We start from the raw sequence: 26,021 nt of genomic DNA, 5'->3' as shown, positions 1-26,021 counted from the left end.
TACCCGATTTCTAAAATAAGTCTGGTATATATGGCTTTGCCACCAATTTTTTGCTGATTAAATATCTGATTTTGGCAGTCATTTAAAATAACTAACTATATAAAAACTTTAGTATAAATATCAATGTATTTACATATTTTTTTCATCGCACTTAGTAAGTAAAAACTAAAAAATTGTTAGTTGTATCTAAAAAAATGTGATTGAACTAAATAACTATACTAAGTTACTCTTTGAACATAGCTTACAGAACAAATACAGCGAGGCAAGCTTCAAAAATATTGGTGTCTGCACAGCTATAAAATGACATTATTCACAATGAGGATTGAGGAATCATGAGTAAGCAAAATTTAGAGCAGTTTTACATTTTTGTTCAAAATAACGAGCAACTGCAACAGCAGTTAGGGTCTAGTGAAAACAAAGATAACTTTAGTGAAATGGCAGTAAGAATAGGTCAAGAAAATGGCTACAGCTTCACTGCTGATGAGGTTGAAGCGTTGATTAATCAAAGACGTCAAGAATCAGAATCGGAGTTAAATGACGCTGAATTAGAAGCCGTAGCTGGAGGTCAAGCTAGTGGCTTTACTGTTTGTGTAGCAACCAAAAAATGCTGGGGTAGTATTTGTTAGTAGGTCGTAAATACTAGTCTCCCTAATTTGCATATCATAGCGGGTGAATATCTCTAGTTAAAGTCACTATACTAGGCTTTTCTCCCGCTCTGATAAGCTGTTATGCATTTAAATTGTATATTTCGCTCTTAGGTTGTCAATAGTCCAGAGTCAAAGGTTAGCTTGGACTCTAGACTATTGAACAAAGGACAGTCGAAGCGCGAGAATAAAATAATCTCAGAAATCATGTTTTATAAGACCACAGATTTTAAATTTCTAGATGCTCTAGAGTCAAATTGGCTGCTCATTAAAGAAGAGTTAAATCGATTGCAACAAAACCATTTTACTCCTTGGCATGAGAAGTTTTTGTATAACAAAGGCTGGGAAGTTTTTGGGCTGTATGCTTTCGAGAAGAAATTGGAAGGGAACTGCCACTTATGTCCAGAAACAGCCGAGTTAGTAGAGTCTATTCCAGGAATGACTACAGCAGGTTTTTCCTGTTTAGCACCAGGAACTCATATTCTTCCTCACATAGGATACTCAAAAGCTGTACTCCGCTCTCATTTAGGTCTAATTGTGCCCGATAACTGTGGCATTCGAGTAGGTAATCAAACGCTAAACTGGCAGGAAGGTAAATGTTTAATTTTTGATGATACCGTTGAGCATGAAGCCTGGAATAAGAGTAATTTTCCGAGAATAGTCTTACTAATTGATTTCAAAAACACCAACGTTGTAAATTCTTTTGAAGAAAGGTATTTGTCAGAAATTACTCAGATATAATACCTGACTAATTCTAACTAAAAACTACCTAGCTTCTTAGTTATCAAAACAAGATATTTTCCCCATAAAAGCTGGGCAGAATTATTTTGTATCGAGGACATAGACCTCAATAAGTTATTTTTTGAACAAATATTCAGCCAGATGAAGAATGAATTACATTACAAGAACATGGGTTATTCTGCCAAAGTTCTTGGAAACTATATCGGTGATATTGAAAAGGTATTATTATGATTACTGAGATTGAATTGCTCACAGAACAGGAATGCTTAGAAGTACAAGCAGGAATTCATGAAATGAAAGAGTTGTGGCTGCAACCACAATTGAATATGCCCGCCTATAAGCTAGGTGCAGCCAGTTATATAGATGCAGTCTTATCTAAAGCAGACTATTATGACAAGGCGAAGCACTATAATCTGATACTTTACAGTCGGTTTAGATGGCTTTATGAGCGGTTATCATCTGCCCTAGCTGAACAATTGAAAGCATTCATAAACTACCAAAAAAATTTGGCAATACCGGGTTTTCATATTTTCTTATCTCACAAAATGTTTGAACAGCCAATTGCCCCCATTCACTTTGATTTGCAGTACCAGGAAGTCGATTGGGAAACAACGGAAGTTATCAATTTATCCCAACCAATTTCTTTCACTCTGGCTATTGCACTGCCGAAGAATGGCGGTGGTTTGAATGTATGGGATATAAGGCATGAAGAAATAATAGGACTTTCTCCGGCAGCAATGAGTCAATTAATTCACTCTCGCCAAAAAACTTTTAATCCCTACAAATTAGGTTGGCTTGCTTTGCATTCTGGGCATATAGCTCATCAAATGGCTCCAGGAAAAAATCTTCAATCGGATGATCAAAGAATTACGCTTCAAGGACATGGTGTTTTGTGCGGTCAAACTTGGCAACTATATTGGTGAATCAGATAGCTAGGAGTTAAGTATCTATGTATACAGTCGATATTTTAAATGACTCAAACGCATTGACTTATGAGCAATTTACTTTTCCAAAACTACGCCCCAATCTGCATAATTTAAACTCAAATAACTCTCTAGTTGCTATCGGTGCTTGCGAAGAAGAAAAGCCTATTGGTTTGGCTTTAGGTAAGGTTTTTCCAGGAGGTGAATTTGTTGAGGTACTCTCGATATTTGTTGCACCTCCACACCGTGGTGCTGGTATTGGAACAACTTTACTTACCCGTTTAGAACAAGAGTTACAAGTCAGGGGTTGTAAACAAGCTGAGTTGGTGTACATGAGTGGAAAAACCACAACACCGGCTTTGGAACATATGCTCCAGAAACGCCACTGGACAACTCCTGAAACCCGAATGTTGGTGTGCAAAGGGAAAGCAGAGACAATAATACAAGCGCCTTGGATGAAAAAATACAGCCGCTTGCCTTCTGAATACAGCATCTTTCCTTGGATAGAAATCACTCCACAAGAGAGACAAGCAATCCAAGAACAACAAAAAATTGAACCGTGGATTCCGAAGGATTTGATTCCATTTCTACATGAAGAAAATTTGGAACCGATAAACAGCTTAGGTTTGCGTTACCAAGCGCACGTAGTGGGATGGGTTATTAACCATCGAATTTCTCCAGACACCATTCTCTATACCTGTAGTTTTGTGAGGAAGGATTTGCAAAAAATGGGGCGGATTATTTCCTTATATGCTGAGGCATCTAAACGTCAATTCCAAGCTAATATTCCTAATGGAATCTGGACTGTTCCCCTAGAACATGAGTCTATGGTTAAATTTGTTAAGCATCGGTTGGCTCCTTATTTAATTTCTGTTACTGAAACAAGAGGAACTTTTAAATTATTGCAATAAAAACTAAGTACAGCATTTTCTTAATTCATAGCAAATTTAAGTTGGCAAAAATTTGTGTATATGTGCATTTGAAAACGCTACTATTTTAGGAAAAACTGTAATAAATATGTTGATTCCGATATTTTAAAGCTGCTTATGAAAATAATTATTACTATGCCTGAAAAGATTCAAAAACTATCATTACTGCACTCATAATGTTAGACCAAAAACGCGCCCTTTTCCGCAAAGAATCCGTAGAACGTCTATCTTCTCCTGAAAGACTAGACCAACTCATGCAGGTAGTCAGCCCCAGAAGCTGGCTACCTTTAGTTGCTATGGGTTCTTTTGTCGTCATCGGTCTGGTTTGGAGTATTTATGGACGCATCCCCATGACTATTGAGGGTAAAGGGGTACTCATTTTTCCGCGGAAAGTTGTACCCTTAGAATCAAAAAGTTCAGGACAGTTAGTTGCTCTCAATATTAAAGTTGGGGATGTAGTTAAAAAAGGACAAATACTAGGAACCCTTGACCAAGCGCAACTCCGCAAGCAACTGCAACAACAGCAGACTAAATTTACAGAACTGACGACACAAGACCAAGCAGTCAGCTTACTTCAAGGGCAGGGAAGCGCGAGTGAGAAAAATACTATTCAGCAACAACGCCAAAATGCTATTACACGCATACAAGAGCTACAAGCTTTGACTCCTGTACTCAGGAAAAGAAGTCAAGAATCAATTCAAAAACAACGCCTGCAAGTTCAGCAAAGAATTAGAGAATTGCAAGCTTTAACTCCTGTACTCAAACAAAGAAGTCAAGAATCGCTCACTCAGCAATCTCAAAGTCTGACTAAACGTATTCAAGCGGCTCAAGCTCAATTGAAAGTTCTCAAAGAAAAAGTAGAAGCTTATAAAGGTTTATTACAAGAAAAAGTAATTACACAATACCAATTTTATGATTTTCAAAATGAATATTTCAAAAAAGTTGAGGAAATTGCTCAATTAGAAACTGAGCGTAAAGAACTAAAAGTCAAAGACAGCGATACACAAGAAAGATATATCAATACTCAAAATGAAATCGCGACCAATATTGCTGAATTAACAAAACTAGAAGTGGAAGAAACTAATGCTCAAGAATCTTATCTGAAAAACCTGAATGAAATTTCCCAACAGCGTGCTAGCTTAAAAGATTTGGATAGCCGAGAAGCAAATCTTGCTAAACAAAACTTGCAAGATTCAACTGGCAGAAAAAACGAAATTCAAGAAGTGAAACGAGAAATTGCCAGACTACAACTAGAACTTAGCAATAACAGTGAGATTATCAGTCCATATTCAGGAAGAATTCTGGAAATAACTGTGACTCCTGGACAAGTAATCAACGCCGGTATCCGCTTAGGGAATATCGATGCGGAAAATTCAGCCGGAAAGTTAGTTAGCATCACCTATTTTCCAGTGGCTGAAGGAAAGAAGATTCAAACGGGGATGAGCCTGCAAGTTACCCCGCAAACGGTCAAACGGGAACGCTTTGGCGGCATTGTCGGTACTACAACTAGCGTCTCTGGATTTCCTACCACTAAAGAGGCTGCTGCTAGCGTTGTGGGTAATGCAGAACTAGTATCAGGCTTGGTATCCGATAAGCAAGACGGAGTTATCCAAGTATACGCTGACCTAGAACTAGATTCTCAAACTTTTAGCGGCTACAAGTGGTCTTCTTCCACTGGCCCCCGAATGGAAATCTCTTCTGGAACTACTACCGTTGTGCGGGTCAAGGTGGAAGAACGCGCTCCCATCACCTATGTCTTTCCTATTCTGAGGTCTTTTACTGGTGTCTATTGATTTTACCTTAGCAACACCGATTTCTGCTTGGCAGTACTTAGTAAAACTACTGCCTAGTAGGGATATCCGATTTAAAACGCCCACGGTTTTGCAAATGGAAGCTGTGGAATGCGGTGCAGCGGCTTTGGGGATTATTCTTGGTTACTACGATCGCATTGTACCCTTAACTGAACTGCGTCGAGAGTGTGGTGTCTCCCGCGATGGCAGCAAAGCATCCAATATGATCAAAGCAGCCAGAAGGTACGGACTCGAAGGTAAAGGCTTGAAAAGGGAACTCAAGCAGTTACAAGCCTTGCGCCCTCCCTATATTGTTTTTTGGCATTTCAACCACTTCATCGTTGTAGAAGGATTTGGCAAAAAACGAGTTTATCTCAATGACCCTGGAACTGGGCCGCGTACCGTGTCACACCAAGAATTTGACGAGGGGTACACTGGGGTAGTTCTAGTCATGGAACCCGGTAAAGAGTTCGTCAAAGGTGGACGCAAAACTAGTATTGCTGTATCTCTGTGGGAACGGTTGCGAGGAGCTTTTGGTGCTTTAGTTTACTGTCTAATTGCGGGTTTTCTCTTAACACTGGTCGGATTGGCAGTGCCAGTGTTAACCCAGGTGTTTGTAGATGATATTCTAGTGCAGCAAAGGCAGCAATGGTTACGTCCGTTGCTGTTAGTAATGGCAATTACAACTGTACTCCAAGGAGCGCTCACATTACTGCGGTTAAAGTATCTGCGACGGCTGAAGATTAAGCTGGCTATTGGGATGTCTAGCCGCTTTCTCTGGCATATTCTCCGCCTACCTGCGAGTTTCTACGCCCAACGCTTTGCTGGAGAAATTAGCGATCGCACTCATCTCAATGACGAAGTTGCTAATGTGCTTTCAGGAAAATTGGCAACTACGATCATTGATGCCATCATGGTAATTTTTTATGCCTTAGTCATGGTGCAATATGACTGGGTACTAACCTTAATCATGGTGATTTTTGCTGCCATCAACGTCCTCACCCTACAGTCAATTTCCCGCCAGCGCGTCGATGCGAATCAGCGACTCATGCAGGAATATGGTAAAGCTGCTGGTGTTTCTATAGGTGCTTTGCAAAGTATAGAAACTATCAAAGCATCTGGTTTAGAATCAGATTTCTTTGCTCGCTGGTCTGGTTATTATACCAAAGCAATTAATTCCCAGCAGGAACTGGGGACAACAAACCAAATATTTTCTGTCTTACCCGTACTTTTATCAGCCGTTTCCTCAATGTTGTTATTAGTAGTTGGTGGATTGCGGGTGATGGATGGACATCTGAGTATCGGTATGTTAATAGCCTTTCAAGCTTTAACCCACAGTTTTCAAGAACCAGTCAACAATCTTGTCAACTTCGGGACAACTCTGCAAGAGTTGGAAGGTAATTTAGTCCGCTTGGATGATGTACTAAACCACCCGATTGAGGAGATTAGGGGAAATGGAGAAAAGGATTCTTTCCCAACCCCCAATTCTCAATGCAAATTGCAGGGGTATGTGGAATTGCGAGATATTACCTTTGGCTACAGTCGCCTAGAATCTCCACTGATAGAAAACTTTCACCTATCTATTAAGCCAGGACAGCGAGTTGCTTTGGTAGGTGGGAGTGGTTCTGGTAAGTCTACCATCGCCAAACTCATTAGTGGACTCTACCAACCATGGACGGGGGAAATTCTGTTTGATGGTACATCTAGAGAACAGATTCCCCAGCATTTGCTGACCAACTCTGTCGCTATGGTAGAGCAAGATATCCTGCTATTTGGCGGAACGGTGAGAGACAATTTAACCCTTTGGGATTCTACCGTCCCAGACAATAGCTTGATGAAAGCTTGTAAAGATGCAGCTATTGAAGATGTCGTTCTTTCTATGTCTGGAGGTTTTGATGCCGAATTAATCGAGGGTGCAGCCAATTTAAGCGGCGGACAGCGACAAAGGTTAGAAATTGCTCGTGCTTTGGTGAACAACCCCTCAATCCTGGTAATGGATGAAGCTACTAGTGCCTTAGACGCAGAGACGGAGAAAATCATTGATGAGAATCTGCGGCGGCGGGGTTGCACTTGTATTATTGTGGCACACCGTTTAAGTACTATCCGTGACTGCGATGAAATCATTGTTTTAGAGCGCGGAAAGGTGGTACAACGCGGTACTCATCAACAATTGTGGCAGATTGAGGGGGCTTACTCGCGGTTAATTCGGACAGAAGGGGAGGCGATTTTATAGGTGCTGCATATCTGTCAGATGATTTTTCTCACCCAGAGTCGCAGAGGGATTGAGGGTTTTGAGATTTCAATACCCGCATTAGACATCTCCGAAAAAGTAGAGACGTAGCAGTAGAGACGTAGAGACGTAGCAGTGCTACGTCTCTACAAGGGTTCTGGGTAACTTTGTTTGTGCAACGCCTTTTTATAATTCACAATTCCAAATAACTATTTTTGATTTTTAATCAGAGTGAGGGAACGATGGGTGGGCAACTCTACCAAGTTAACGGTAATGAACCAATACTTTTAAATGACCCTTTTCGGGTTTGGGTGGTTCAGTCTGGCTCTGTGGCATTGTTTGCAGTCACACTGTGCAATGGGGTGATTGCAGGTACTCGCCGTTATCTGTGTAGTATACATCCAGGTGAAGCACTGTTTGGGACAGATGCTAGTTCTGTTCGTCAGATTTTAGCAGTGCCAATAGGTGCGACAGAGTTGCTACAGCTACATCGAGAATCTTTCGGTGATGTAATTACTAACGCTTTGGTAGAATCTTGGGTCAGGCAAGTTAGTAGTACATTCTCCCAAGTCCCCACCCCTGCAATTCAAATTAAAACAGGCGCAAGTGGAAGATTTTCCCTCTCCAATGGTCAAACTTGTCAACCGGAAGCCGGTGTTGTCAGTTGGTTACAAATCAAAGCGGGAACTCTTAACTTTCTGGGGTTTGAGCAAGTTACCCTAAGTAGTTCCACAGCTACTTTCCCAGTCAGCGATCAAATCTGGCTAGAAGCTGTAGATACTGTGCAATTTGCCACTATTACTACTTGTGATCTTGACAACGCAGATATTATTTGCAGAGGAATATCCCAGTTTAATATTCAAATTTTACACTGTATTGATATTTTAGACCAGCAAGAAACGGCAGCAGAACTAATTCGCTGGCGCGATCGCCAAAATCTCAACCGTCAAGTTACAGTGGAGGCTCTCGGCGAACTAGCATCAACCCTGAATCAGCAAGCGATCGATGTTTTCCAAGATGGTACGCCTTTACTAGTAGCGGCTGGTGCAGTGGGCCGAACTATGGGAGTAAAAATTCGTCCGCCGGCGCGTTCGGAAAATCTCAAGCGAGTCAAAGAACCATTGGAAGCCATTGTCCGCGCCTCCCGAATTCGGATGCGGCAAGTGCTGTTGCGAGATAATTGGTGGGAGAAGGATTGCGGGTCTTTGATCGCTTACACTCAAGACAATCAACCAGTAGCACTACTACCAGTTTCTGCTACTGCTTATGAAATATTCGACCCAGTGGCACAGACGCGTGTGCAAGTGGATGAGCGCATAGCCTCAACCGTCTCTCCCATAGCTTATATGTTTTATCGGTCTTTGCCCGAACAGGCATTTAAAGCTTTAACTTTAGTCCAATTTGCCCTGAAAGGACGGGCTAAGGATGTATTGACAATTTTGTTTACGGGTATTGCGGTGACATTGTTAGGAATGTTTACCCCCCAAGCCACGGCGATGATCATGGACAATGCTATACCAGATAGCGATCGCGGCTTATTAATGCAAATTGGCTTAGGGCTACTGGTTGCAGCTGGCGGTACAGGTTTATTTCAGATAACCCAGGGGTTTGCGTTGCTGCGGATAGAAAGTGCTGGCGATGCTTCTACCCAAGCTGCAACCTGGGACAGACTGCTGAATTTACCAGTATCATTTTTCCGTCAATACACCACAGGAGACTTACTTTCTCGTGTGACTTCCGTGAGTGCAATTCGCCGCCAGTTGGGTGGTAGAACCCTGATCAATTTATTCAGCAGTTTGTTTACACTGTTTTATCTTGGTCAATTATTTTACTACAATTCCAAACTCGCCTTAGTTGCCGTTGCCGTGGCAATAATTGCGATCGCCGTTACCACAATTTCTGGGTTGCTGCTGCTGCGTCAGGTACGCCCCCTACTGGAAGTGAGGGGAAATATTTTTGGACAGACAGTACAGCTAATCAACGGTATTTCTAAACTGCATATCGCAGGCGCACAGGAACGGGCTTTTGCCTTTTGGAGTAAAAACTACAGTCAACAAATCAAGCTGGAATTAAAGACACAACAAGTAGAAGATGCTGTCGCACTGTTTAACGCAGTGATGCCGTTACTTACCAATGGAGTACTATTCTGGTTTACGAGTCAACTACTGGAAGATTCCAAAAGTGCAGGGACTATCGGCTTATCATTGGGTACTTTTTTAGCCTTCAATGCGGCTTTTGGTAGTTTTATTCAAGGCGCTACAAACCTCAGCAACACAGTTACCGAAGTTTTACAAGTCATCCCCCAGTGGAAACGTACCCAGCCAATTTTAGCCAGCATCCCAGAAGTCAACCTTAGCAAAGCTGATCCTGGCAAACTCCAAGGGCGAATTGTTGTAGACCATGTTACTTTCCGCTACCGTCAAGATGGACAAATCACACTGGATGATATTAGTCTCTATGCAGAACCAGGAGAATTTATTGCCCTAGTTGGTAGTTCGGGTAGCGGTAAATCGACTATGTTAAGGTTGCTGTTAGGCTTTGAGACTCCAGAATCAGGTGCAATTTACTACGATGGTCAAGACCTATCTGGATTAGATGTGGATGCAGTCCGCCGACAATTTGGCGTGGTTTTACAAAATAGCCAATTGACTTCAGCTTCCATCTTCGAGAATATAGCCGCAGGCGCACAGATTACCCTAGAAGAGGCCTGGGAAGCATCTCGTTCTGCCGGTTTTGCTGATGATATCACTGCCATGCCCATGCAAATGCACACCGTAGTTAGTGAAGGCGGGGGAAATATTTCTGGGGGACAACGCCAGCGACTGCTGATTGCTCGCGCTTTGGCATTAAAACCCCGAATTTTATTATTCGATGAGGCTACTAGTGCGCTAGATAATCGAACTCAGGCGATTGTTAGTGAAAGTTTAGATAAATTACAAGTTACCAGAATAGCGATCGCCCATAGACTAAGTACCATCCGTAACGCTCACCGCATCTACGTATTCGAGGCTGGGAGGGTTGTACAACAGGGAACTTTTCAGGAACTAGCTGCTGTTGAAGGTTTATTTGCCCAGTTAATGGCTCGGCAAATGGCGTAGTTACTTGAGTGCCAAAAGCATGGAAAGAAAATGAAGGCGATTGGCCTGATGTGCTGCGGAGTTCCCATCCCACGGTTTCGTTTGCCGCATGGGGACAGTACGCAGACGTAATTGTCCAAGGTCACTCCCTAGACAACTCATTGGGTGAAGGATCTCCCTTAGCTCGCCTGTATGACTTGAACGCTTGGGTGTTGTTATTGGGAGTCGCCTATGATCAAAACACCTGCTTTCATTTAGCGGAGTACCGCACTGTTGGCGCAACGCAAGTTCTAAAAGGAGCACCTATTCTGGAAGCAAAGCAGCGAAAGTGGAAACAATACAGCGACATTGAGTTTGACACAGACTGTTTTGTTGAAATTGGGGCAGCTTTTGAACAAGCAAATCATGTTAAAGCTTCTCAAGTTGGTGACGCCCACACTAGGCTGTTCCCCCTCAGATGTGCTGTTGACTTTGTAGTCGAACAGTACGGAAAGTAGAAAATATCCTCATTCGCTCAAGAGCATTCAGATTACCAGGGAAACGAGAGCTTTATCAACAAGCTTATGAGCTGATAAAGGTTATCAGGAAATTACCAAACTCCATTCTGATAGTTACACCTTGAATCTGAAAGTCCTCTGTTCATCTTATATTTACAGCTATTTTCAGGTAAATAGACCACAAGGGGCACAGCATTGCTGTGCCCTTACTTACGGAAGAATTTTAATATTCATAAGCACCTATATCAATTCCAGTACCTTTATTTCGTTGCACACCGTTCTTATCAAACTGTGCATATACGCCAAGTTCTGAGGAACCAATATCAATTGCTAATGAACCAGATGCAAGACGGAAATCATTTGTATTTAAGTTGACAAATCCAATCGACTGAACCTTAGTATTATTCCAAACTGTCGAGTTCTCAATTCTACTACCCCCTTCATAAAGATTTGCAAACTTATTTGTGAATAAATTGTGATCCCATCTCAGGCTTTTAACATCTTGAATATACCCATTTCGATAGGTACTATCGGCAAAAACATTGTTGCGAACTAAAATGTCATGAGGCTTATAGCCGCCAGTATAATACGCACCATCAATAGAAATGGCTTGAACATTCTTAGCAATAGTATTATTGACAATCTCAAGGTTACGAACATTTCGACCAATGAGAATTCCGTGACCACCATTCACTCCCATACGTCCATTCCCATGGATAACATTGTTGTAAACTCGGATATTAGATACATCGCCTTGATTAGGAACCTCATCTGCAATGACAATTGCATCAGCAGTATTTCCGAAGACAGTGTTGTTGTAGATATCAATGTTAAAGATATCAGCACGGTTGCCATCAATGTAAATGGCAGCACCACCTTTATAGCCTTTAGGTGTACCAGAAATTTTTGCTGCGCCACTGACTTTATTGTTGTGGACTGAGCCATTCCGAGAACCCACTTTGATGTCAATCCCTTCGCGATTACTTTCTTTTAGGGTATTATTTCCTACTTCAAAGCCATTAACTCCCCAGATACTCAATGCTTCCTGTGTACCAACTGTAGAACTGTTACCCTGCCATCTCCAATTGGCTCTTTCAACAGTGTTATTCAACACCTTGATATCTTTACTGCTGACTTCGAGATCTCCACCACCATAGTAGTTTCCAGGCAGAATAATAATGCCCGAAGCACCAGTCTCATAAGTATAGTTGTTTTTAACAGTTATGTTGTTGGCATTACGCAAAGAGATTCCAGCCCAGGATGTCTTTTCAATGCGGAAGCCATCAATAACCCAATAACCCTTGCCATTTGACTGAATAACTCCTTCCCCAAAGCCACCATTAATGGAGTCAGGGTCACGCAATATAACCTTACCGTTGGCTTTGAGTGTAATATTACCCGACTCACTATTACCCGATTTATCAAGGGTGATTAGCTCAGTGTAAGTCCCAGGCTGAACTAAAACAGTGTAACCTGGCTTGACAGGAGATTTTTCGCTGACTGCATAGCTAATGGTTTTCCAGGGTTTATCTTTTGTACCTGGATTATTATCACTACCATTTGGTGAAACGTAGTAGCTAGTTCCTGAATTAAGAGCTAGTTTACCTGAAACCTCTACCGCATTTACACTAGCGGATGTGCCAAAAAATTTAGAGTCTACCCAACAAGATTTTAAGAAGAGAGTAGATAAAAGGGTCGAAATTAAAAGAAGAACCGAGGAAGGGTTACAGAAGTTAAGATTTTTCTTGGTAGTCATATTAACAGGGCAAAACAAGGGAACTTTGTGGAATCCTACAAGGAAAGAATAAACATAGATGGCATAGCTGTATACAGCAAAATTACTGAGATTTTGTGAGAAGCAGCTAGGAATGACAACATTTTGTGTATTGACGCTAAAACTCAGATTACCCGTAAGGTCGCTTGGCCTAATTGGTCAATTGTGCTAATAAACTTTACTTTTTCTTCAGCAAAAGCTGATATTTCCACATATTAACTTTATATTAACTATTTGTGATTTTAAGAAAAAGGTATAATATGCTTAAGTAAGCTAGCAAATACACGTATGTGATTAAGTAATTGACTAAAGTTTATACTTTTTAAATTCCCTGAGTTATTGAAGTAAAAACAGTTTTTCTGTTTTTATTTATGCCTGATGTGTGTCTTTCCCTCAACAAAATCACTGATTTGGCTAGTTTTTAATAACATTTTTGATTATGGCGTGGTTGTTTTAACAGTGATTATGAGACAAGTAAAAGTGTTGAATGTGGCCATTAATAACATCACAATGGCTGAATTATTGGAAAATTTGCAAGACAGTGGTGTTGTATTTACGCCCAATGTGAATCACATTATGCAATTGCAAAAGAATCAAGACTTTTACCACGTGTATAAACAAGCAGACTATGTAGTATGTGATAGCAAGATATTAATGTATGTAGCTCGTTTTCTCAATATACGAGTTAAGGAAAAAATTTCAGGTTCGGATTTATTTCCAGCTTTTTATAATCGTTATAAACATGATAAGAGTATAAAAATATTTTTGCTAGGATCTGAAACAAAAGTGGTTAATACTGCTCAGCAGAAAATTAATGCAAAGGTTGGTCGGGATATAGTTGTTGCTACCCACTCACCCTCATTTGGATTTGAGAATAGTGAGAAAGAGTGTCAGGAAATTGTCAACCTTATTAACTCTTCTGAGGCCACAGTTCTGGCAATTGGCGTAGGCGCTCCCAAGCAAGAAATGTGGATTGCTAAATATAGAAAGCAATTAAAGAAAATTAGAATATTCTTGGCAATTGGTGCGACCATTAACTTTGAAGCAGAGAATTGCAAGCGATCGCCAAAATGGATGAGTGAAGTTGGACTTGAGTGGCTCTATCGGCTTTTAAGTGAACCTAAGCGACTTTGGAAAAGATATCTGTTTGATGCCATTCCATTTTTATTTTTAATAATGCAGCAAAAGTTGCAGCTTTATAAAAATCCTTTTCACGAGCTGGGTAAAGGTGAAAATAATTGAAGAAAGCATCTTGCAGGAAGTAGAAAGCAAAAGTAAAAAGAACAATTACGAAGGAGATTTGATCCTTACTGAATTGAAACCACTTGAAATAAGTGATATACTTAAACTTTTGCTCTCTACTAATCACTAGATAATTTGAGCCTCAAGCAAGAGGATAAATTCCTTCTGTCTTCTATTATGTATCCTCTAACTTTAGAGTTAATTTTCTTGTTTGCCTGTGTTCCTAAAATTGCCCCTCATTTTTGTAATAACTTCATATAAGTTAAGCCATTTATATCCAAAGATTATAAATAGCTCCAACTACCCATTCATCTACAAATAAGTAACTGATATGGATAATACAAACTATCCTGATGAAATAAATATTCAAAAATATTTACTCGTTTTTAAACGTCACTGGTTGATAGTTTCAGGAGTATTTGTGGCTTTTGCTGCATTGGGTGGGGCTAATTTCTTCATGCAACCAACCACGTATGAAGCAAGTGGGAAGTTGATGTTTCAATTAAATCGCACCTCATCTCTGACAGGAGTTGGAGAAAAAATAGGGCATCTAGAATCAATTGGGTCTAATAATGCATCTAATCCTTTAGACACACAAGCCTTGCTAGTGCAGTCTGAAACCATTAAGAAAGAGGTAATAAATACTCTCAAGCTTGAAGATCAAACAGGTAATCCTCTTAAGCCTGAGTCACTTGTCATCAAGGTTGAGAGAATTATCGGTACTGATGGATTTGATATTTCTCATATATCTGAAGACCCTAAAATGGCCACAGAGATAGTTAATGAGGTGATGAAATCTTATATTGCCAATAATATTATAACTAACCGTTCAGAGGCGATCGCAGCGGGTACATTTATTCAAAAACAGTTACCACGGGCGAAAACAGAGTTAGATATGGCTGCTGAAGCTTTGCGTCGGTTTAAGACTCAAAATCAAGTTATTGATTTGCAAGAAGAAACGAGTGGCACAGTTAAAGCTATTCTTGCTCTTGATGAGGAATTAAATAGTGCTCGCTCTCAACTCGCAGATTTAAGTACTCAGGAGAAACAAATACGTCGTCAACTAAATCTTGATGAAGGACAAGCTGTAAATATTACCTCTTTAAGTCAAGCATCTGGTGTACAAGAAGTACTGTCCGAACTGCAAAAAGTTCAAACACAGCTAGCAAATCAAAGAGCGCGTTACACAGAAATAAATCCATCTATAATTAACCTAAAAACCCAAGAAGTAGCTTTAAAAGCTTTATTACAGCAGCGTACTACCGAGTCTTTAGGATATCCAATCAAGCTTGCTCCTACTAAATTACAAATGGGAAAACTCAAGCAAGATTTAGCATCAGATTTTGTGAAACTACAGTCACAACGCTTGGGATTAGAAAACAAAATAGCATCTATTTCTAGCATTAGGCAATCGTATGCTCAGAGAGCAGATGTCATGCCAAACTTAGAAAAAAAGGAAGGAGAACTTAGCCGTAATCTGTTAGTATCTCAAAAAAGCTATGAAAATCTCTTGACAAGATTGCAAGAAATTAAAGTAGCAGAAAATCAAACTATCGGTAATGCGCGTGTGTTGCAATATGCTGAAGCTGGTAGAAATCCAGCAGCTACAAAAAGTAAGATGCTGATTTTAATAGGCGGGGGATTTGTAGGTTTATTATTAGGTATAGCAGCCGCATTTTTTGTTGATTTAATTGATAGGAGTGTGAAAACATCTAAGGAAGCAGAGGAGCTTTTTGGTTATACTTTGTTGGGGCTCATTCCCGCTTTTGAAAGCAATAATACATCGGAGACTGAAGATATAACCTGTGAAAGATTTTCCCGCAGAATTATTGTTGCAACATCTCCTCGCTCAGTAATTCACGAAGCATACCAAATGCTTCAGGCAAATCTCAAGTTTATTAGTTTAGATAAAAAAGTTCGCACAATTGTTGTTACTAGTTCTGTGGCTGGAGAGGGAAAATCAGAAATTTCGGCTAACTTAGCTATGGTAATGGCTCAAGCAGGACGACGAGTACTGTTAGTTGATGCAGATATGCGTCAGCCATCTCAACATCACTTTTGGGGTTTAATCAACTCCGTGGGTTTGAGCAATGTTATGGTTGGTCAGAATGAATTCTCTCAGATTGTGCAACAAATCACACCTTGTTTATCTGTCCTTACAGCTGGAGTTATACCACCTAATCCTTTGGCATTGATTGACTCAGAGCGTCTGACTACTCTGATTGACCAGTTGTCTCAACAATATGATTACATTATTTTTGATACCCCTCATCTAATGGGAACTGCTGAAGCAGCAGTTTTAGGTAAGATGGCGGATGGAGTTTTAGTTGTCGTCAGACCTGGTGTTGTAGATTCAACTAGTGTTGCAGCCGCCAAGTCTCTGCTGTCACTTTCTGAGGCTAATATCTTAGGCATTGTTACCAATGCTGTCAATATCAAGCAGGAACCTGATAATTATTTTTATTACAATAGTCCGCGATCAGAAAACAGTGTTGAAAAGGTAGATACTGCACCATTATCGTAAACTTTATCTAATTACTTAATATTAAATATAGGTAACAGTTAACTAATGTCAACTTAAAAAATTCGTAAGTTTGCTAAACAACTTCGGTTGGCATAGCTAATCAAAAGAAACTGAAATAGGAACCTTGTGATGGATACACAACTGGAGTTAAAAATAAATGCAAGCGCAGAGGAAGTTCCGGCTTTAAGTCTTTGGCAACAAATCAAAGAAGACTGGATTGCTCATGGACGGGATTGGACTAAGCCAGGGTTCAGAGCGGTAGCGATTCAGCGTTTTGGAGTATGGAGGATGAAGATTCAACCTAAACTTCTTCGCGCACCCTTCAGCATCCTCTATAGAATGTTATTTCGTAAAGTTCGCAACACTTATGGTATTGAATTACCTTACACCGTCCAACTTGGTCGCCGCGTGATTATTGAACACCAAGGAGCGATTGTAATTCATGGAAACTGTTTGATTGGTGATGATTGCATTATTCGCCAAGGTGTTACTTTAGGAAACCGTTATCTCAATCGTCCTTTTGATGCACCGAATTTAGGTAAACGTGTCAATGTTGGTGCTGGTGCGAAAATATTTGGCAACGTCACTATTGGGGATGGTGCAAATATTGGTGCTAATGCTGTGGTACTATGCGATGTTCCAGTAAGAGCAACAGCAGTTGGGATACCTGCAAAAATAATCAATGTTAAAAGAGGTGAACTTGATTAAATATAAGAATACTTTTGATAATTAGAGATTTTTACAATGAAAAAAGTATCTGTTATTATTCCCGTTTACAAAGTTGAGAAATATATAGCGGCTACGGTGCAATCTGTTCTCGCTCAGACCTATACAAATTTTCAACTTTTACTAATTGATGACGGCTCTCCTGATAAAAGTATTGAAATTTGTCAGCAATTTACAGACCCCAGAATTCAGATTATTCGTCAGAGCAATTTAGGAGTTGCAGCGGCTAGAAACACTGGCATCCGTCACGCTACAGGAGAATATTTAGCTTTTTTGGATTCAGATGACTTGTGGTTGCCAGAAAAGCTCGCAAAACATGTTTGGCATCTAGATAGTTCACCATCTGTAGGAGTTAGTTTTTGTCGCTCTGCATTCATTGATGAGGCTGATAATCCTTTGGGTATATATCAAATTACTAAACTTGAAGGAATTAGTCTAGTTGATTTACTTTGTCGCACCCCAATTGGTAATGGCTCGGTGGCAGTGATTCGGCGGGAAGTTTTTGATGAAATTAAATTTTTAGACAATCTTTATGGTGTTGTAGAAGACTTTTATTTTGATGACGATAGGCTACTACATCCATCAGAAGATGTGGAGTGTTGGCTACGTATTGCTGTTAAAACAAAATGGAAGATTGAGGGTATTCCTGAACCTCTGACGCTCTATCGGGTAAATTCACAGGGGTATTCAGCACAACTAGTCAAAAAGTTAAATTCCTGGGTAAAGATGCTAGAAAAAGCCTCTGAATATGCTCCTACAGAAATGGCTAATTTGAGAGACATCGCTATGGCTTATCAACTACGCCATTTAGCTAGAAGGGCAGTCACTTTAAAAGCAGGTTCAACAGCTGTAGAACTTATCCACCAAGCCTTATCAACTCATTGGCGCATCCTGCTAGAAGAACCACGTCGTACACTGATTACTTTGGCTGCTGCTTATTCTCTGTTAGTTTTGCCACAATCTTTTTACCAAAAACTTGAAGTTTTCGCTTTAAAAATCACAGGTTCTAACCAAAAACGTCGCATCCTTAAATCTGTGTCTTAACTTGCTTTTTCCATCCAATGCACAGGCAAAAAAAGTCCCGCCGTAGCTCTTACCCCAAACTAAGGATGACAGCGCCAATATATCTTCGCTTTGCCCAAAATATTTATGAGATATCAGGACATTTTTTAATTTGGATATCCCCAATATTGAGGTATGTTTAAATGCGCTTATTGATTGTACAGTATGGTGGCGATTATCGTGAAGCTTTTCAGCGTATCGAGAGAAATGGATTTGAAACCTATCATGCTCAAAAGTATGTAATTGATTCTATGGCTGAAATTGGTAAGCAAATTGGAGAGGCTACCTTATTATGCTGCCAAACAAAAACTTTTTACAACGAGGTTCTTCAAGATGGATTACGTGCAGTTGGAGCAGGACTTGATCCATATAAACATAAACAAGATATTTTAAAATTAATTGAAGAACAAAAGCCTACACATTTGGTTATTCATACACCAATTCCAGCCATAATTAATTGGGCAATTAAAAATAAAATCCGAACTATTTGTTTGTTTGCAGATTCTTTTTTAAATAACACATTACGCCGAAAAGTTAAAAACTATTTATTGGCTAGTTTATTAAATAATCAGCAAATTGAATGGGTTGCTAATCACGGTACTAATGCTTGTTTATCACTTAAAGAAATAGGAGTAAATCCTGATAAAATTATTCCTTATGATTGGATTCATCAGATCACACCTGATTGTTTTTCACTAAAGAAAATTAGAAAAAATGTAGAGACATGGAATTTAGTTTATGTTGGTGCCGTTACTGAAGTTAAAGGTGTTGGCGACCTTTTAGAAGCCGTAGCTAAATTGAAAACTAGAAATTTATTAGTAAATTTGCAAGTAGCCGGTAGCGGAGAAATTGATTATTTTACTAAGCGAGCTAAACAATTAAATATTGAAGAGAGTGTTAAATTTATCGGGTTAATTCCGAATCATACAGTGATGAACTTGATGAGAGAAGCAGATATTGTTATAGTACCAAGCAGACATGAATATCCAGAGGCATGTCCTTTTACAATTTATGAGGCTTTTTGCGTTCATACGCCTATAGTTGCTTCTAATCATCCCATGTTTAAAGGTAATTTACAAAACGGTATTAACGCCATGATTTTTCCTGCTGGCGACTCAACAGCATTGGCAGCATCTGTTGAAAAACTTATTTCCAGCCCCCAACTTTATCAAAGCCTTTCCCAGGCTTCTTACGATGCTTGGAATCAATTGCAAATTCCTGTAAAATGGGCTGAACTCATTAATCGTTGGCTCAATGATTCACCTGAAAATCAGTATTGGTTATCTGAACACCGATTGAGTTCAGGAATCTATAATTATCTAACATCAAGAGAATAGGCGTAGAATGATGAACAATAACCTTATTCTTAAAAAAAAACGATAACTACTAGTTAAGATGTGTGAGTATCCTTTATATAATCATGTTATTTGGCTCATTTTGGTCAGAATATTTATATTTTTTATATCTTTAGCAATCCTAAATAATTCGTCAGTGCTTTGTTTTGGTCTTTGACTATTAGGGATTGACAGTAAACAGTTAATAGCCTCTGCGAAGTGTTCATAACTAAAAGAGTATTACTATAGAAATAAGGGCAAAAAAACATAAATTTTAGAGAATTTATTGTGTATAATTCAACCACTAATTTAAAAACTAAATTGATTAAAAAACAGTTTTGGAAAATTGCTGAAAAGGTGTTTGTAATTGTAGGGTTAACTTTTTTTACAGGAGCTTTTGACATTGGCTTAACATTATTCACCGGAGCGTTACTTCCAAGTTTTATTAGAACAGCAATCAGATATTTTATCTGGGTAACTTCACTTTTAATAATTTGCCTCGATTGGAAAAGCGCTTTACGTACAGCCAACAGAGAAAAGTTACTCTGGATATTGACAGCAATTATCCTTTTATCGTTTCTTTGGTCAGATGTTTACTCAGAAACGTTGAGCAATAACCGCGAGGTTTTACAAATGACCTCATTTGGCTTATATTTTGCTACACGATTTAGTTTAAAAGAGCAAGTAAAACTAGTAGCATTGACCTTTAGTATCGGAGCCTTATTAAGTATTTTTTTTGCTCTATTCATACCTGCTATCGCCATACATGAAAGAGATCATAATGGAGCTTGGCGAGGAATATACGATTATAAAAATACTTTTGGTTCGATGATGATTATAAATTCATTAGCGCTTTTTCTCCTGCCTATTGATAACCCAAGATCTCGCATTTATCAGAAAATTGGTATTGCTATAGCATTAGCAATGATCCTACTTTGTACGTCTAAAACATCTCTAGTTGTTTGTTCAATTCTGGTGTTGATTCTGTCTTTTTATCGAAAATTTCGTTGGCGAGGAAAGGTAACTGTACTTTTTTTAGATATAGGCATTCTAATTCTGGGATGTGTGGGCACATTAGTTATTAGTAATTGGGCAACTCTCATAACTAGCTTGGGAAGAGATCCGACTTTAACAGGACGGACATTAATTTGGAATTTTATTTTTATGAAACTTGAGGATAAACCTTGGTTAGGTTATGGACGTAGCGCATTTTGGTCACATCAAAGTAAGTACGCAGCAGAAGCAGGTCAAACACTTGGCTATGGTCTGATTTTACCTCATGCTCACAATGGTTTCATAGATATAACACTTGATGTTGGTTACATAGGTTTATTCATTTTTATAATTATTTATTTTACAGCATTTATGAGGTCAATAAAACAAGCTTATGCTACAAATAACCCAGAGGATATGTGGCCTCTGGGATTTCTAATTTTTTTAGCGATGAATAACATGACAGAGAGTTATTTGCTGCGTTTAAGCAATATATATTGGACATTATTTATCACAGTTGTTCTTTCTGTGCAGCAAACAAGACCAGCTAGTAATTTGGTAGGTAAATGGAATTTGCGAAAAAATAAACAAATCCGAAAAACTTAAGTGAGTAACATTAGTTAATTATAGATTGAGCTAGGCGATCGCCATTAACAAATAATAGCCGAAGTCTATGTGGCATTAGATTTTACTATACCAAAATTGAGAACAAAAATGATGACTAAAAATTTACAAACTACTTTTGTGTGCTGTGTTGAGTCAGGCTCGCTGGAGACGCAAACAGTGCGTATGATAGAAAGCCTGCGTCGGTGGGGAGGAAAGTTTGCTGATGCACCTATATATGCCGTAACTCCTCGCTTTGGCCCTCCTCTTGCGAAGCAGACACATCAAATTTTTGAGCAATTCCAAGTGAAATATCTCTATTTTCAAAAAAATGACAAATATGCTTGGAACAAATTTTTGAATAAACCTTCAGCTCTAGTTGCTGTAGAGGAGCTTGCTCAAACTGAATGTATAGGCTGGCTAGATAGCGATTTACTGATTGTAGATGAACCAGACCAACTCACTCTCAACCAAGAGGAAAGTTTTCTGGCTTGTGCTTCCGATAAAAATATTGGCACTACAGGTCTACAAGACCCTTATGAAGCTTATTGGCAAGAGATTTGCAAATGTGTAGGTATTGATATTGAAACTCTCCCCTGGATTAAAACAGAGGAGGAAGGCATACTAATCCGTCTATATTGGAATAGTGGGATTTTTGTTTATCGGCGTTCAACAAATTTTGCTCAGCATTATTTGCAAACATGTCTGCAATTATTTGATGCTTGTCTAGCTTCCCACAAAAGTGGGTTCTTTTTCAACGACCAAGTTGCTCTTGGTTTGACTATGGTCAAGATGGGAATTCCTTGGCGGGGGTTGCCTTATTCTCACAACTATGGGATGGGTAGTAAGACACACAAGGATTGGTACACTGAAGAAAAACTCAAAGCAGCCAAGATAGTTCACTACCATGATGCTATGTGGCCTGCATTCTGGGATACATTTATCGAATGTCTCTCTCAAACTCATCCACCTGTGGCTGATTGGCTCGTTTCTATTGGTTCGATGAAAAATGAGGCCCCGCCTGCGTTTCGTGCTGTGAAAAAAGTCATCGATTTCAAGAGGTCACGGCAAGAGTTGGCTTATATGAGAGCCTGTAAAGTAATTTAGTAACGTCAATTCAGATTACGACTGTCGTAAATGGCACTAACAAGAGTAGAGACGTAGCATTGCTACGTCTCTACTCTTGTTATTGTACAAGTCACAAATCACTCAGCTTCCAAAGACCCAAGCATTTATCTATGTCGGCAAAACCTGCATCACGTCTCTCATAAATGAGTTTTAATGGTGTCGGAAAATTAAAGGGTTCAAGGCACATATTAAGACCACGATAACCACCTGTTAGTATAGGAAAGTTTTCTACAGTGTCAGGATGAGTGGTAGTAAGTAAGTATTTCGATTTACTTGTTTTAAAATTTCCTATTGCTGCGAAGATATCCTCAAATGACAGGTGAAAAAGACAGTCTCGGCAAAGAATCAAATCAGCGTTAGGAAGTTCATCCTTTGTGATGTCACATTCAAAAAAAACTCGTTTTGAACTTTCAAATTGATTTTGATTGTTTTTGATTAGTTCTTTAACAATGTCTCCACCAATATAGTTACAATTTCCCAAATCAATGGATTTCATCCAGTTGAAATCCCCACAGGGTACATCCAAGAGGACATTAATATTAAGCTCTTGTATTAGTTCAGGTAAAATCCGGCGAATTTGTCTAGTTTCAAACTCTGATGAACCGGGCCCTGATTTTGATTCCCTATCACCCCAATGATCCTTTTCATAGAATGAAGTAAATATTTCTTTTGAAGACTTACCAACTAGCTCTTTGTGGGTTTGTTTTTGCCTCCAGAGCCTAAAATTGTTAACTAAAGACTGACCTAACAGTTGTTTTACTGATCGCTTTAGAGTCTGCATATATTTCGTTGTAAGTATTAAGTTTTTTGGGTATTTTAACGATTTTATCATCAATCAGATAATAACATTTATCATCTCAATAATCAATAACTCAGTGAATATTTAAAACTGATAACTGTTTGATGGCGATCGCTATCAATAAAATCATCAATGAATCGTTTAGGATAATTGATTACTGGGAAGTCTTTAGCTAAAAGAGTGCTTGAATTGGTAGCCCAAATCCCAGATGGTTCCTGATGCTAAGAAGTAGAGTCAATATGATGATAAAAAAGGCAGTACTTTGAATATCCTGAACTAGACAAAACAGTTGTTCTCGCCAAAGCGCATAAAGATTGACTAGATACAAAGGCAAATCGCTGACTGCAATTACAACAATTGCTCCAACGGTGCCAAAATGGAAAAATGCTATGGGTAATCCCAAGCCAATCATCACAAACCCAGCTAGATTACTTTGGGCTGAATACAAAGGCTTCCCGATCGCCAATAAAGCCGGACTGATGGTGTAATATAATACTGAAAACCAAATGCCGCAGCACAAAATTGGCATCATCCACGTTGCTTCGACATACCTTTGGTCATAAAGTACTCCAATAACTAAATCACCAACAGTCACCAAAGTAGCTAATAACATCGCAAACCCAAGCAATATGATCTGACGTTGGCGGAGAATTTTGCTTAGCAAGCTTGCTCGTGGTAGGTCAATTTGTTGGGAAATCGTCGGAAAAATAACTTTATAGCTGAGATTTTTCACAATTTCTCTAGGTATCGCTGCCAGACTATAAGCTATGGTGTATACACCTAAAAGTCGAAAAGCTAGCAGCTTAGCAAGAATTAAGCGATCGGCTTGCTCATTCAAAAATGTCACCCCTGTGGCGACAAACATCCATCTCCCAAAGGATACTATCTCTTTAACAGCATCTCGATCCCAAGCGAATCGATTGGAATATCCTGGTATCAACCAATGGCTACCCACCATTCTGTATATTGATCCTGCTACTACTCCAATAGCTAAAGCCAACATACTTGGACTTAACCAAGCACAAAAAATTAAAGTAGCCAGACTCAATACCTGTATGCACAGATCAAATTTGGTTAACTTACCCAAATCTATGCGTCGGTAGAGAGTATGTATGGCATTAGAACCGAATCCATCAAAAACTGACGACAGTCCGACAAAGGGAATTAGCCAAAGCAGACGTTGGTCATTGTATAAGTTTGCAATAGGCAAGGTAATTAATAGAAAGATCAACCAGAGTACCCAGCCACGTATTACTTGCAGTGTCCAAGCAGTATTCAGAAAAGTTGGTTCATCACCCCGTTTATTATGAATGATGCTTTGAGGAATACCGATGTCTGAGAATAGATCAATACCTGCTCTCAAAGTATTAACCACAGCCATCAAACCAAAATACTCTGGTACTAGCAGGCGAGTCAGAATCAAATTACTCCCAAATCTTAAGATTTGAGCAGTTCCATAACCCGCAATTGTCCAGATTGCACCACGAACAGCAAGCTTTTTTACAGATGTCATAATTGATGAAAAATTTAACTTAGCTATGTTGAAATAGATTTGCTAATTGGCTTGCTTCTTGTGCAATATTGTGCTGTTTTTTAACAGCAGTGATTCCGGCTTTACCCATTTGCTCAAGTTTTTCTGTTGGAAGTTGCAGTACTTCACGTATTGCTGCTGCTAAAGATTCAACGGAACCGGATGGTACAAGCCAGCCGTTGACTCCCGGTTTTACCAATTCTGGAATTCCAGCAATATATGTACTAACTACCGGACGCTCTAATGCTAATGCTTCCATGATGACTACAGGTAGCCCCTCTGCAAAGCTAGCTAGAATTAAAGCACGAGAATTCATAATATGTTTTTGAACCTCAGCACCACTAGCCCAACCAGTAATCTTTACTTGCTGTTCCAAACCGTAGTCTTTAATAAGAGTTTCTATTGTCTGTCTCAAAGGCCCGTCACCTACTAGAGTTAAGTTACACTGTAAGTTTTCCGAACTGAGTTGCTTAACTGCTTTTAGTAATAGCAGTTGACCTTTTTCTTCACAAAGGCGGCCAACACAGACTAAATTTGGTTCGGATGTGATTGCTACTATTGGTTGATTGAAAAAGTTATTGTCTAGACCACAACGAATTACATGAATCTTGTCCCACTGTTGGTAGCTACACCAGCGATAAAGCTGACCTCTGCTGAAGTTGCTAACAGTAACAACAAACGCAGCACGATTGATTTTTTCCGCCAGGGCTAAACTCTCGGCTCGATCAAATTCGTATGGGCCATGAACTGTAAAACTATAGGGAGGGCCACCTATGGCCTGACATAACATCGCCACGGTAGTGGGATTGGTTCCAAAGTGAGCATGTAGGTGAGTTACGCCTGATTGACGAAACCAATTCAGCAGAATGCAAGCTTCAGCTAAGTAGATAATATGGTAGAGAACGCCTTGTTCTGAAGATCTGCCAAGTTTGATCGCTAACAGTAAACCTTTTAGCCAAGGAATGAGTCTGGTAATAGCAACGCTTAATAGGTTAAACAGTAAACCTAATAAGCCTACACTCAAAACTATTTGAGTTTTCTGAAATTCCAGTTTGTCTTCTGGGTCAATCAGTTCAGATTCACACGAGCGAATTGAAAAGCGTGCTACTGAAAGACCACAAGCTTCAATCGCAGCAATTTCGCGCCGGATAAAGCTGTGGCTGACTTTGGGATACTGATTAACTAGATATGCAATTTTCATATTGACTTTAGATGTGCTGTCGCAGGGTCGAAAAAACTAGGAAGACGCTTTGCATAATTTGTATAACACCGTGATTTGTTTCACTGCGATCGCGGTAAAATAAATCATAAATAAAAATGAGACACAGATTTAATAAAGTACTTCGTCCCCTTAAGCAATCTAAAATTTTTATACTGGATTGAATAGTTAATACCATTTCTCTATAGGACTAATATTTGATTTTTGAAAAAAATTCAGTACACCTTTATTACTTCTTCCCCACGCCCCATGCCC

19 protein-coding genes are annotated in these 26,021 nt (G+C 39.4%); 15 read left to right on the top strand and 4 right to left on the bottom strand.

The genetic code is table 11. From position 1 onward, the window contains the following. The first annotated feature begins 332 nt into the window (after positions 1 to 332). The 8 genes from IQ246_RS11480 (at position 333) to IQ246_RS11445 (ending at position 10,831) form a co-directional block, all read left to right on the top strand. Positions 333 to 626 carry a Nif11-like leader peptide family RiPP precursor gene (locus IQ246_RS11480; RefSeq protein WP_194003054.1) on the top strand — a complete coding sequence of 98 codons (294 nt, stop codon included), beginning with the start codon at positions 333 to 335 and terminating at the stop codon, positions 624 to 626. 225 nt (positions 627 to 851) lie between these two features. Next, entirely contained in the window at positions 852 to 1,385 is a 534-nt protein-coding gene (locus tag IQ246_RS11475) for an aspartyl/asparaginyl beta-hydroxylase domain-containing protein (protein WP_194003052.1), read from the top strand. A gap of 227 nt (positions 1,386 to 1,612) precedes the next feature. Continuing rightward, complete coding sequence (locus IQ246_RS11470; RefSeq protein WP_194003050.1) at positions 1,613 to 2,308, top strand: hypothetical protein; 696 nt, start codon at positions 1,613 to 1,615, stop codon at positions 2,306 to 2,308. A 26-nt stretch (positions 2,309 to 2,334) separates the two neighbouring features. Next, positions 2,335 to 3,219 (top strand): GNAT family N-acetyltransferase, encoded by an 885-nt coding sequence (locus IQ246_RS11465; protein ID WP_194003048.1) that lies wholly within the window; start codon positions 2,335 to 2,337, stop codon positions 3,217 to 3,219. Between the two features lie 194 nt (positions 3,220 to 3,413). Next, positions 3,414 to 5,030, top strand: coding sequence for an NHLP bacteriocin system secretion protein (locus IQ246_RS11460; protein ID WP_194003046.1), 1,617 nt, complete (start codon positions 3,414 to 3,416; stop codon positions 5,028 to 5,030). Further along, complete coding sequence (locus IQ246_RS11455) at positions 5,017 to 7,260, top strand: NHLP family bacteriocin export ABC transporter peptidase/permease/ATPase subunit (RefSeq protein ID WP_194003106.1); 2,244 nt, start codon at positions 5,017 to 5,019, stop codon at positions 7,258 to 7,260. Before IQ246_RS11460 ends, IQ246_RS11455 begins: the two co-directional genes overlap by 14 nt. Before the next feature lie 239 nt (positions 7,261 to 7,499). After that, the gene (locus tag IQ246_RS11450) at positions 7,500 to 10,355 is read left to right on the top strand and encodes an NHLP bacteriocin export ABC transporter permease/ATPase subunit (protein WP_194003104.1); all 2,856 of its coding nucleotides are present in this window, start codon (positions 7,500 to 7,502) and stop codon (positions 10,353 to 10,355) included. 8 nt (positions 10,356 to 10,363) lie between these two features. After that, positions 10,364 to 10,831 (top strand): AAC(3) family N-acetyltransferase, encoded by a 468-nt coding sequence (locus IQ246_RS11445; protein ID WP_194003044.1) that lies wholly within the window; start codon positions 10,364 to 10,366, stop codon positions 10,829 to 10,831. Positions 10,832 to 11,054: 223 nt separating this feature from the next. On the opposite strand, the gene IQ246_RS11440 is transcribed toward IQ246_RS11445, so the two are convergent. After that, entirely contained in the window at positions 11,055 to 12,587 is a 1,533-nt protein-coding gene (locus tag IQ246_RS11440) for a right-handed parallel beta-helix repeat-containing protein (RefSeq protein ID WP_194003042.1), read from the bottom strand. 483 nt (positions 12,588 to 13,070) lie between these two features. Between IQ246_RS11440 and IQ246_RS11435 the strand changes: the two genes are divergently transcribed. The 7 genes from IQ246_RS11435 to IQ246_RS11405 all read left to right on the top strand — a co-directional run bounded on the left by IQ246_RS11435 (position 13,071) and on the right by IQ246_RS11405 (position 22,196). After that, positions 13,071 to 13,847 carry a WecB/TagA/CpsF family glycosyltransferase gene (locus tag IQ246_RS11435; protein ID WP_194003102.1) on the top strand — a complete coding sequence of 259 codons (777 nt, stop codon included), beginning with the start codon at positions 13,071 to 13,073 and terminating at the stop codon, positions 13,845 to 13,847. Positions 13,848 to 14,178: 331 nt separating this feature from the next. After that, entirely contained in the window at positions 14,179 to 16,371 is a 2,193-nt protein-coding gene (locus IQ246_RS11430; protein WP_194003040.1) for a polysaccharide biosynthesis tyrosine autokinase, read from the top strand. 129 nt (positions 16,372 to 16,500) lie between these two features. Then, complete coding sequence (locus IQ246_RS11425) at positions 16,501 to 17,079, top strand: serine O-acetyltransferase (protein ID WP_194003038.1); 579 nt, start codon at positions 16,501 to 16,503, stop codon at positions 17,077 to 17,079. Between the two features lie 36 nt (positions 17,080 to 17,115). Beyond that, entirely contained in the window at positions 17,116 to 18,141 is a 1,026-nt protein-coding gene (locus tag IQ246_RS11420) for a glycosyltransferase family A protein (RefSeq protein ID WP_194003036.1), read from the top strand. A 161-nt stretch (positions 18,142 to 18,302) separates the two neighbouring features. Then, positions 18,303 to 19,496 carry a glycosyltransferase family 4 protein gene (locus tag IQ246_RS11415; RefSeq protein WP_194003034.1) on the top strand — a complete coding sequence of 398 codons (1,194 nt, stop codon included), beginning with the start codon at positions 18,303 to 18,305 and terminating at the stop codon, positions 19,494 to 19,496. A gap of 285 nt (positions 19,497 to 19,781) precedes the next feature. Beyond that, positions 19,782 to 21,092: an O-antigen ligase gene (locus tag IQ246_RS11410; protein WP_339379259.1), complete on the top strand. Its 1,311-nt coding sequence runs from the start codon at positions 19,782 to 19,784 to the stop codon at positions 21,090 to 21,092. A 108-nt stretch (positions 21,093 to 21,200) separates the two neighbouring features. Then, on the top strand, positions 21,201 to 22,196 hold the full coding sequence (locus tag IQ246_RS11405) for a hypothetical protein (RefSeq protein WP_244141998.1): 996 nt from the start codon (positions 21,201 to 21,203) through the stop codon (positions 22,194 to 22,196). Between the two features lie 91 nt (positions 22,197 to 22,287). Here the strand turns inward: IQ246_RS11405 and IQ246_RS11400 are convergent, their stop codons facing one another. The 3 genes from IQ246_RS11400 to IQ246_RS11390 all read right to left on the bottom strand — a co-directional run bounded on the left by IQ246_RS11400 (position 22,288) and on the right by IQ246_RS11390 (position 25,748). Next, complete coding sequence (locus IQ246_RS11400) at positions 22,288 to 22,998, bottom strand: class I SAM-dependent methyltransferase (protein ID WP_194003032.1); 711 nt, start codon at positions 22,996 to 22,998, stop codon at positions 22,288 to 22,290. A 190-nt stretch (positions 22,999 to 23,188) separates the two neighbouring features. Continuing rightward, entirely contained in the window at positions 23,189 to 24,529 is a 1,341-nt protein-coding gene (locus IQ246_RS11395) for an oligosaccharide flippase family protein (protein WP_194003030.1), read from the bottom strand. Positions 24,530 to 24,548: 19 nt separating this feature from the next. Beyond that, a complete protein-coding gene (locus tag IQ246_RS11390) occupies positions 24,549 to 25,748 on the bottom strand; it encodes a glycosyltransferase (protein ID WP_194003028.1) in 1,200 nt (399 codons plus the stop codon). Positions 25,749 to 26,021 lie beyond the last annotated feature (273 nt).

The organism is aff. Roholtiella sp. LEGE 12411 (genome assembly GCF_015206995.1).
Classification (GTDB): domain Bacteria; phylum Cyanobacteriota; class Cyanobacteriia; order Cyanobacteriales; family Nostocaceae; genus Komarekiella.
This window is presented reverse-complemented; position numbering and strand designations above follow the sequence as displayed.

Excerpts from the sequence above, each read along its gene's own strand:
- IQ246_RS11480 (WP_194003054.1), top strand. The coding sequence starts at position 333 with ATGAGTAAGCAAAATTTAGAGCAGTTTTACATTTTTGTTCAAAATAAC.
- IQ246_RS11475 (WP_194003052.1), top strand. The coding sequence starts at position 852 with ATGTTTTATAAGACCACAGATTTTAAATTTCTAGATGCTCTAGAGTCA.
- IQ246_RS11470 (WP_194003050.1), top strand. The coding sequence starts at position 1,613 with ATGATTACTGAGATTGAATTGCTCACAGAACAGGAATGCTTAGAAGTA.
- IQ246_RS11465 (WP_194003048.1), top strand. The coding sequence starts at position 2,335 with ATGTATACAGTCGATATTTTAAATGACTCAAACGCATTGACTTATGAG.
- IQ246_RS11460 (WP_194003046.1), top strand. The coding sequence starts at position 3,414 with ATGTTAGACCAAAAACGCGCCCTTTTCCGCAAAGAATCCGTAGAACGT.
- IQ246_RS11450 (WP_194003104.1), top strand. The coding sequence starts at position 7,500 with ATGGGTGGGCAACTCTACCAAGTTAACGGTAATGAACCAATACTTTTA.
- IQ246_RS11440 (WP_194003042.1), bottom strand. The coding sequence starts at position 12,587 with ATGACTACCAAGAAAAATCTTAACTTCTGTAACCCTTCCTCGGTTCTT.
- IQ246_RS11435 (WP_194003102.1), top strand. The coding sequence starts at position 13,071 with ATGAGACAAGTAAAAGTGTTGAATGTGGCCATTAATAACATCACAATG.
- IQ246_RS11430 (WP_194003040.1), top strand. The coding sequence starts at position 14,179 with ATGGATAATACAAACTATCCTGATGAAATAAATATTCAAAAATATTTA.
- IQ246_RS11425 (WP_194003038.1), top strand. The coding sequence starts at position 16,501 with ATGGATACACAACTGGAGTTAAAAATAAATGCAAGCGCAGAGGAAGTT.
- IQ246_RS11420 (WP_194003036.1), top strand. The coding sequence starts at position 17,116 with ATGAAAAAAGTATCTGTTATTATTCCCGTTTACAAAGTTGAGAAATAT.
- IQ246_RS11415 (WP_194003034.1), top strand. The coding sequence starts at position 18,303 with ATGCGCTTATTGATTGTACAGTATGGTGGCGATTATCGTGAAGCTTTT.
- IQ246_RS11405 (WP_244141998.1), top strand. The coding sequence starts at position 21,201 with ATGATGACTAAAAATTTACAAACTACTTTTGTGTGCTGTGTTGAGTCA.
- IQ246_RS11400 (WP_194003032.1), bottom strand. The coding sequence starts at position 22,998 with ATGCAGACTCTAAAGCGATCAGTAAAACAACTGTTAGGTCAGTCTTTA.
- IQ246_RS11395 (WP_194003030.1), bottom strand. The coding sequence starts at position 24,529 with ATGACATCTGTAAAAAAGCTTGCTGTTCGTGGTGCAATCTGGACAATT.
- IQ246_RS11390 (WP_194003028.1), bottom strand. The coding sequence starts at position 25,748 with ATGAAAATTGCATATCTAGTTAATCAGTATCCCAAAGTCAGCCACAGC.